A 217-nucleotide genomic window follows, 5' to 3' on the forward strand; every position below is an offset into this window, starting at 1 on the left:
TTGCTTAGAGTTTAGTTGTTTCTCCTGAGAAGAGTCATCTTGCTTAGAGTTTAGTTGTTTCTCCTGAGAAGAGTCATCTTGCTTAGAGTTTTGCTGTTTCTCTTGAGAAGAATCATCTTGCTTAGAGTTTTGCTGTTTCTCTTGAGAAGAGTCATCTTGCTTAGAGTTTTGCTGTTTCTCTTGAGAAGAGTCATCTTGCTCGTTATTTTTACCTTTA

Annotated in this window: 1 pseudogene; it reads right to left on the reverse strand. The window is 36.9% G+C overall.

The features are described 5' to 3' along the window. Positions 1-217, reverse strand: a pseudogene (locus MR160_RS34665) (spore germination protein); the annotation flags it as partial.

Origin of the sequence: Bacillus cereus group sp. BfR-BA-01382, from assembly GCF_022663475.1 — a bacterium.
Taxonomy (GTDB): domain Bacteria; phylum Bacillota; class Bacilli; order Bacillales; family Bacillaceae_G; genus Bacillus_A; species Bacillus_A thuringiensis_S.